This window comes from Marseilla massiliensis, from assembly GCF_016899855.1.
Taxonomy (GTDB): Bacteria; Bacteroidota; Bacteroidia; order Bacteroidales; family Bacteroidaceae; genus Prevotella.
The window spans coordinates 1-8,419 of the sequence record NZ_JACJJG010000114.1 but is presented as its reverse complement, the minus strand read 5'-3'; the positions used below and the strand labels follow the sequence as shown (position 1 = coordinate 8,419).

The 8,419-nt window shown below is 44.2% G+C and carries 6 protein-coding genes and 1 tRNA gene; 3 read left to right on the top strand and 4 right to left on the bottom strand.

Features of this window, described 5'->3' with window-relative positions:
* On the top strand, nt 1–219 hold a 219-nt coding region (locus H6A34_RS12570; protein ID WP_205103907.1), incomplete at its 5' end, for a transposase.
* Between the two features lie 234 nt (nt 220–453).
* Here the strand turns inward: H6A34_RS12570 and H6A34_RS12565 are convergent.
* Nucleotides 454–526, bottom strand: a tRNA-Lys gene (locus H6A34_RS12565).
* Between the two features lie 350 nt (nt 527–876).
* On the opposite strand from H6A34_RS12565, the gene H6A34_RS12560 reads away from it, so the two are divergent.
* On the top strand, nt 877–2,292 hold the full coding sequence (locus H6A34_RS12560; protein ID WP_205105800.1) for a glycoside hydrolase family 28 protein: 1,416 nt from the start codon (nt 877–879) through the stop codon (nt 2,290–2,292).
* Between the two features lie 90 nt (nt 2,293–2,382).
* On the opposite strand, the gene H6A34_RS12555 is transcribed toward H6A34_RS12560, so the two are convergent.
* Entirely contained in the window at nt 2,383–3,795 is a 1,413-nt protein-coding gene (locus H6A34_RS12555) for an undecaprenyl-phosphate glucose phosphotransferase (protein ID WP_205105799.1), read from the bottom strand.
* Between the two features lie 306 nt (nt 3,796–4,101).
* Between H6A34_RS12555 and H6A34_RS12550 the strand changes: the two genes are divergently transcribed.
* Entirely contained in the window at nt 4,102–5,439 is a 1,338-nt protein-coding gene (locus H6A34_RS12550) for an NAD(P)-dependent oxidoreductase (RefSeq protein WP_205105798.1), read from the top strand.
* 330 nt (nt 5,440–5,769) lie between these two features.
* Here H6A34_RS12550 and H6A34_RS12545 read toward each other — a convergent pair whose 3' ends face one another.
* Together H6A34_RS12545 and H6A34_RS12540 are read right to left on the bottom strand one after the other, a co-directional pair.
* Entirely contained in the window at nt 5,770–6,597 is an 828-nt protein-coding gene (locus H6A34_RS12545; RefSeq protein ID WP_205105797.1) for an aldo/keto reductase, read from the bottom strand.
* Nucleotides 6,598–6,713: 116 nt separating this feature from the next.
* On the bottom strand, nt 6,714–7,724 hold the full coding sequence (locus H6A34_RS12540) for an alpha/beta hydrolase (RefSeq protein WP_239480879.1): 1,011 nt from the start codon (nt 7,722–7,724) through the stop codon (nt 6,714–6,716).
* Between the last annotated feature and the right edge of the window lie 695 nt (nt 7,725–8,419).

The following is an 8,419-nucleotide window of genomic DNA, read 5'->3' as shown; positions in this document are numbered from 1 at the left end:
CTCATGGACCTGCACGACAAAATCCTGCTGCGGAAAAGGGCGCTCATTGAAACCGTCAACGACGAACTCAAAAACGTCTGCTACATTGAACATACCAGGCACCGCAGCATTGACGGATTTGCTTCCAACCTGATTGCAGGGCTTATCGCATACAACCTGCTACCTAAGAAACCGTCACTCAATATTGACATCATTGATAAAAGCAGGCTTATTGCATAAGATTATTATACCGAACTCACGTTATTTTAGGTTAATATATAAACAAAAGTAGAAAAAATTTCGATTGTAAGAACAAATTTAAGTGTATAATTCGTATTTTTGCGAATAAAATAAACAGTTGCATTATTTGAAAGATGGAGTGCTTTAAGAAAGTTCGGTTGACAAACGGTTGACAAAAAACAAGAGGACTTCTGAAAAAGGCCTTGATTATCAACCTCTTAGAAGTCCCCTTTGTACGCCTGCAGGGGTTCGAACCCTGGACCCTCTGATTAAGAGTCAGATGCTCTACCAACTGAGCTACAAGCGCGTCTGCATTTGTTATTTCTCAAATGCGAGTGCAAAGGTAGGCGTTTTATTTTAAACTACCAAAACTTTTGCCGAGTTTTTTACGATTTTATTAAAAATAATTGTTTTTAGGGGTATAATCGGGCATTTATTTGTATTATTATTATCTGATTTCCGTTAAATCAAGAAAACAAGTGATGTAATAAAAAACAATAAATATGTAGCTTATTTTTACTTAATACTTGGATTTTTCTTGAACTTGCATTAACTTTGCAGTAGATATGAGGGCCATGGTAGCCTACGGCCTGTTTGGAATATCACTTTTGATTACATGGCTTATTTTAATTTATAACTTATAAACTAATCAACAACATGAAGAGATTTGTTTTATTATGCCTGTCATATATTTTGGCAGTAAATGTCGTGCAGGCAGATGATTACGGGGAGTATTATAATAATCTTCCGGTTAACATGCCAATTGTCAATGCTCCGGTGATTCCTGATTATTCCGTCAATATCAAGGATTTTGGCGGTGTAGGTGATGGCCTTACGCTTAACACGGAGGCTTTCAGCAAGGCAATCAGCGCGTTGAACAAGAAAGGTGGCGGACATTTGGTTGTTCCTGCAGGTATATGGCTTTCCGGTCTTATATCGCTTAAGGATAATATAGATCTTCATCTTGAGAAGAATGCAATATTGTTGGCTTCGCCTGACAGAAGTCTGTTCATTAAGGAGAAGGACGGGAAGAAGGACACGAAGTGTACCCCTATGATTAATGCGAGCAAGCGTAAGAACATAAGTATCACTGGTGATGGCGTCATAGACGGCAATGGCGCTTACTGGCGTCCTGTAAAACGTTCAAAGGTAAGTGATACGGAATGGAAGGACTTTCTGTATATGGGTGGAACAGAAACGGAAGGTGGAAAGTTGTGGTTTCCTTTTAATTTAAGGCATTTTGACAATATCGCGTCCTCTCCCGAGGCTCAGGAGAAAATGCGGACTCATTTGATAAGGTTCACTGATTGTGAAAATGTTATGGTGAAAGGTGTAACTATACAGAATTCTCCGAAATTTCATTTAATCCCGACACGTTGTACGAATGTAATTGTTGACGGTGTTATTATCCGGTGTCCGTGGAATGCGCAAAACGGCGATGCGCTTGATATAAGCAGCTGCCGCAATGTCTTGATTGTGAATAACACCATTGATGCAGGTGATGACGGTATCTGCATGAAAGGTGGAGCCGGAGAGTCGGGCGTAAAGTATGGTCCGTGTGAAAACATCCTGATTGAGAATAATGCCGTATTCCATGCCCATGGAGGTTTTGTAATAGGCTCAGAGTTTTCTGGAGGCATGAAGAATATCGTTGTGCGTAACAATCGTTTCTGCGGTACGGATACTGGCCTGCGATTCAAAAGTGGCATTGGCAGGGGAGGCAAGACCGAGGGTATATATATCAGCGATATCTATATGACTGATATAAAAGACGAGGCTATTGTTTTTGACTGTACTTATATTGATAAAAAATATAGTGTAATAGAGGATGACGGGAAAAAATCAGAGGTTGTGGATAACGCTCCATTTGCTCCTGAATTTTGTGATATTCACATTTCCAATGTTGTCTGCCGTAATGTCAAGACTGCCATTTCGGTTACGGGACTGCCCGGGATGAATTGTGTGCACGACGTAACTGTTGACAATTCAACGTTCTTTTATACCAAGAAAGACAAGGAATTTATAGATAACGCGGAATTGAACATTACAAACTCAAAATTCGTAAGTTTCTAAAAAACAATCAACTGAATAAATGAGAACCGGACAAGGATATCCGTATCAGATTCATCGGAAAATACATCGGTATCCTTGTCCGGTTTTGTTTTAATATGCTTTGTCGTCGCCATGTATTGCGTCGGTGACGGTCTTTATCATTATCTGGATGTCAAGCCAGAAACTCCAATGCTCGATATACCAGATATCTTTTTCCACACGTCGCCGCATGTCTTCTACGGTTTTTGTCTCACCTCGTTCTCCATGGGTTTGGGCCCAGCCTGTTATTCCTGGTTTTACATAATGCCTTATCATGTAGTCAGAGATAAGTTCAGAGTAATAATCTGTGTGTGCAAGCATATGCGGGCGTGGCCCTACAAGGCTCATGTCGCCTTTCAGTACATTGATGAATTGCGGTAGTTCGTCAATGTTCGTGTGTCGCATCAATGCTCCCCATTTTGTTACCCTCGGGTCGTTCTTTACGGCTTGTACGGTATCAGAGTCTTTGTTGACTTTCATGCTGCGGAATTTATAGCACCAGAAGTCGCGCCCGTCGTAACCGGTACGCTTCTGTTTGAAGAACAAAGGACCGGGCATTGTTATTTTCGATACGATGTAGACGATAATCAGAACGAACGGGAATATCGTGCATAAGAAGAGCAGTGATACGAATATATCGAACAGGCGCTTCTCTATCCTGTTGCGCACGTCACGTAAAGGCTCGTCATATTGCGACAGAACGTAAATATTACCAAACTCCTTTACCTTGGCTTTCCTGAATTCTCCATAGACTGTCGACGGGACATAATACGCACGTATCATGTTCTTGTCGCATATTTGCATGAGTTCCTTGAAACTTACGGTTCCTGCCGGCACCTCGCTAATATACAGTTCGTCCACGTGATTACGTTCCAGATAGTCGATTATGTCATCCTTGTCGCCGAGTCTTGGTATCGCCTCGCCTGTGGTTGAGTTGACAATCGCTTGGTCGCCGAGTCTCGAGAAATATCCCAGCAGGTTGTATCCGTTCCAGTCATTTGTCATAACGTCGGCCACTTTCTGTGACATGCTGCCTGTTCCTAAGATTATTGTCTTTACCGAATCACGTCCTGAGGTCCTTCTGTGGATTATGTATGTTCGGAGTACAAGCCGTTCGACGCTTGTCGCCACGAATATTATTGCGGCGAGGAATAATGAAGATACGGCATCGGGTATTCTCACGTCGCTGAACATTCCGAGGAATGACGTGTAAAGCACGATGAAGATCAGTGATGTTCTTGACGTATTGCTAAGTACTTTTGCTGGTTGTGCCCATCTGTGGTGCAAGCTTATTGTCACGAACTGCAGAGCAATTATGTACGCGATGTTTGAAGTGATGAAATATGTCAGAAAGTTTCCTTCCCAGTTTAGGAACGGGAACCAACTCAGGTAGTATGACAATAAGAATACGATGTTGAATGTCAGCCAGTCTATAACTGACAAGGATACGCCTAGTTTTAATGTTCGGTCAAATGCAGAAATCATAGTTGTAAATTTTTCAATCCTCTCTCTTGATAATCATAAATGCAACGTTCACTATCCTTGGATAACTTCCTTTATTGTCTATGGTAAGTCTGTCTTTCAGGCAGAATGTGTGTTTATGAAAATCAAGTTTTGTGTTAATAAACATCTCAAGTTCATGCCGTAAGTAAAGTCTTTAGTTTTATTGGTATGTCGGTTGTATACTTTTTTCAAAGCGCAAAGTTAATAAAAAATGTTTTCCAAACAAAGAAAAAGTAAAATTTTTACATTAACTTTGTGCCCAAATACAAATTCAAACTACTATCAAAGATGGAAGAACAAAAACAGCTTTTTCACGAAGTAAACGAAGGTTACACCATGCTTGAGGCTATAAACGAGGCCAAAAGATGCCTGCATTGCAAGGTTCCGCAATGCCAGAAGGGCTGCCCGATAAGCCACGACATTCCCGATTGGATTCATGAATTGTCAAGGGGTAACCTCGGTAATGCGATGAAAATAATCAACGACAAGAGTAATCTGCCTGCTGTATGCGGCCGTGTGTGTCCTCATGAGAAGCAATGCGAGGGACATTGTGTGTTGAGCAAGAAGGGACAGGGGATACATGTTGGCAAGCTTGAGCGTTTCATTGCCGACTTTGACGGCGATATGGGGCTGATACGTGAGAAACTTCAGCAGAAAACCCGTGGCAAAGTGGCTGTTATCGGGTCAGGACCGGCCGGCCTTACGATTGCCGGCGACCTTGCGCGGCAGGGTTTCAATATCGAGATATTCGAGATGGAACCGGAACCCGGAGGAGTCCTTATGTTCGGTATACCGGAATATCGACTGCCCAAAGAGGTGGTAAGGCGCGAGATTAAAAAGATAGAAGAGTTAGGAGTCGTATTCCATTGCAATACGACAATAGGCACAGACCTTAATATCGACCAGCTTTTTGAGCAGGGATTTGACGCGATTTTCATGGGCACAGGTACCGTGAAGCCGCGCAAGCCTGATATTCCAGGACGAAATCTCAGGGGCGTACGTCAGGCGGTTTATTTCCTTCGTAAGGTGAGTCTTTACAATGAAGGCAGCATTGCCCGTGAGGATGTTCCCGTGCAGGAGGGCGACAGGGTGTTTGTATTAGGCTGCGGCAATACTGCGATGGACGCTGCCAGGACGGCAATACGTATGGGGGCGCGCGACGTTGAGATTATTTACCATCGTACAATCGATGATATGAGCGCCCTGCATTCTGAATATGACGAGGCCGTAGCGGAAGGAGTGAAGTTTAATTGGGAGTCAAATCTTGTCGAGATACTTGACTATAACGGAACATTAAGCGGTGTCGTAATCGAGCACGGCGGTGAGCGCCGCACGGAAAAGGCCGATAAGGTTCTGATGGCAATAGGTTCGGTTCCGGCCAGCCGTATTGTTTCGACAACCAAAGGCATAGAGACTGATGAGAGCGGATATGTCCTTACACGTGAAAAGCCTTGCGGAATGACAAGCAGAAAAGGTGTTTTTGCCGGTGGCGACGTTGTTAACCGCCCGTCAACCGTAGTCCTTGCCATGCGTGATGCCAAGAAGGTGGCCGAAGGCATAGCGCAATATGTTGACGCGATAAAACTGCTTGAGGCTATAAACATGAATGAACATATAAAGAAATAGACAATTGCAAAGTCCTGAGGGACGGTACAATAAAACGCCGGAACGAGGAAAACTACAGCGCAGAATAGATTTGCATGCGCATTTAATATCGCGTTGTAGTTTTCCTCGTTCCGGCGTTTTATTGTTTATGTAGGTTGTTTTTTATTTGTATGGTTTATTGTCAACTTGGCAATTTGCCGTCAATCGGTTTCTGATTAGCCGTATTTTGCATTACGAAATGCCGTCTTTTACATGATAAAAGACCGTATTCCACAAAGTCTTTATTTACCGGACCAAAATTCGCTTGCGGTGTCTTGCCATTTATTGGATGGTATTGTACTGAATTATCTGTTACCATCCTGCAAGCGGTATTTTCTTCCGTGGCGGAGGAAAAGCCGCGTCGATATGGGCCAGGTCTTCATCGTTCAATGTTACCGTTAGGCTGTTATAGTTGTCGTTGACATGTGATATGCTTCCTGCTTTGGGTATGGCTATTATGCCAGGATTGCGCATTGTCCAGGCCAATGCTATTTGGGCTGGCGTAGCCTTGTGGCGTTTGGCTATTCTTTCCAGTGTCTGGTTGCATGACAGACGCCCTTCGCCTACGGGGCTATATGCCATGACCGGCATATTGTGCCGTGAGCACCAGGGCAGCATGTCATATTCCACACCGCGGCTTTCGAGGTTATACAGTACCTGGTCGGTTGAGCATTCTCTGCCTTGTGGCAACGAGATGATATGTTCCATGTCGGCAACGTCGAGGTTACTCATGCCCCACATACCGATTTTCCCCTCGTTGCGTAATTCGGCAAGTGCACGTACTGTTTCCGCAAAAGGGTGTCTGCCAATCCAATGTAGCAGGTACAGGTCTATGCGCTCTACGCCAAGGCGCCTGAGGCTGCGTTCGCATGCGCGTTTCGTGCCTGTGTAGTCGGCATTGCAAGGCAGCACCTTGCTTACGATAAACACTTTGTCGCGTACTCCCCGGATGGCTTCGCCTACGAATTCTTCGTTTCCGTACATCTCGGCAGTGTCAATTACTGACAGCCCGAGCTCTATCCCATGCCTTAGCGCACGCATTTCGTCGTCGCGCCTTGCTGCCGATATACCCATTTTGTATGTGCCTTGGCCGAGCTTGCATACTGACCGTCCGTCGGGGAAAGTTACAGTCTGTTCCATGCCGCATTTAGTGATTTAAGAGCCGGGTATGGCCTTTTTGTCATCATACCATTAACCCTCTTGTGGCATATTGTTGCTCATTCCCGGCTCTTGGTTCTTGTCATTTCAATGTTTAGTTATTTCAGGTTCTCACGGTAGAACTGTTCAATCTTGTCGAATGGAATCTTGTCAAGGTTGTCGTAAAGATCCGTATGGCTTGCGCCGGGTATTATCATCAGCTCCTTGTTGTCCCCCTTAAGTTTTTTGAACGTGTCCTCGCTGAAATATCTGGAATGTGCTTTTTCGCCATGAATCAGTAATACAGCGTTGCGTATCTCGCCTGCAAAGCTAAGCAGCGGCATGTTCAGGAATGACAATGAAGAGGTCTTGTTCCATCCGCCGTTTGAGTTAAGGGAGCGCTTGTGGTATCCGCGTTGTGTCTTATAGTACGCATGGTAGTCCTTGACAAACTGTGGCGCGTCCTCCGGTAATGGGTCGACTACTCCTCCAGCCAGCGCATACGTGCCGTTACGGTAGTCCTCCGTGCGTTGTGCGTTTAGCTGTTCGCGCATGGCGTTGCGTGCATCGGCGTTGTCCGCCTCGTCGAAATATCCGTTTTCTGTTACTCTGCTCATGTCATACATTGTCGAAGATACCGTTGCCTTTATCCGTGTGTCGATGGCGGCCGCGTTTATGGCCAGGCCTCCCCAGCCACAGATTCCAAGTATTCCGATACGCTCCTTGTCAACGTCGTTGCGCGTAGAGAGATAGTCAACGGCTGCGCAGAAATCCTCAGTATTTATGTCCGGTGAGGCTACGTAGCGTGGCTGACCACCGCTTTCGCCCGTAAATGACGGGTCGAAAGCTATCGTCAGGAATCCTCTCTCCGCCAATGTCTGGGCATAGAGTCCTGACGCTTGCTCCTTGACAGCGCCAAACGGGCCGCATACGGCTATGGCCGCAAGCTTGCCTTCGGCATTCTTTGGTACATAAAGGTCAGCCGCAAGCGTTATCCCGTAACGATTATGAAACGTAATCTTGCTGTGGTTCACTTTCTCACTCAGCGGAAACACCTTGTCCCACTCTTGAGTCATGTTCAGTTTCTCTTCCATAAACATATTTTTATCAATGTTTTCTTTTTGTGCCATGATACTGTTTGCCAAGGAAAAGCTGGCTATTAGTATCAAGCATGCTTTCTTTATCTCCATTTTTCCCATTGTTGTTTTACATCTGCAAAATTACGGATACTATATAATAATGTAAGTATCTGTTTTACAGATAAAAGTATCCAGATTACGTTTTTATATTTACCTGGCGGCCGTTAAGCCATCTCATGCGTTGAAAAAGACGGCGTTTTAGCTTCTAAAAGGCCATCTTTTACATCCTGAAATGCCGCCTCTTAGTCTCTAAAATGCCGTCTTTAGAGTTTTGCCCACCTTTTGGTCAACATATATATAATAAGGTAATGGGATGATGCGATCGTTTCCTTCTCTTGTACTTCTTTCTTTTTTTACGTTGTGAATTATGCAAAATAGCCTTTTAGGCATAGAAAAATTATGATTGACTCAAGTCTGCTCTTATGAACATTTCTTTTGCGCTTTTTATGCTTTATACGTGTGTTTTGGTTGATTTAAATCAAGAATGTAATATTTTTGCATTGTTTTTGAAAAATTCTTGCTGAAATATTTGCGGGTTTGCCGTAAACCCATTACCTTTGCATTCGCTTTCACTTCAAAACAACAATCTTGTTAAGAGGTGCTCAAGCGAAAGTTCTTTGAAATGATGACACAGGCGAGGAGCAGCGGCCGCCGGATGTAAAGAAGGCGGTTGTCATGCCGAGAGT

Coding starts and splice junctions, on each gene's coding strand:
- H6A34_RS12560 (WP_205105800.1), top strand. CDS start 877: ATGAAGAGATTTGTTTTATTATGCCTGTCATATATTTTGGCAGTAAAT.
- H6A34_RS12555 (WP_205105799.1), bottom strand. CDS start 3,795: ATGATTTCTGCATTTGACCGAACATTAAAACTAGGCGTATCCTTGTCA.
- H6A34_RS12550 (WP_205105798.1), top strand. CDS start 4,102: ATGGAAGAACAAAAACAGCTTTTTCACGAAGTAAACGAAGGTTACACC.
- H6A34_RS12545 (WP_205105797.1), bottom strand. CDS start 6,597: ATGGAACAGACTGTAACTTTCCCCGACGGACGGTCAGTATGCAAGCTC.
- H6A34_RS12540 (WP_239480879.1), bottom strand. CDS start 7,724: ATGGCACAAAAAGAAAACATTGATAAAAATATGTTTATGGAAGAGAAA.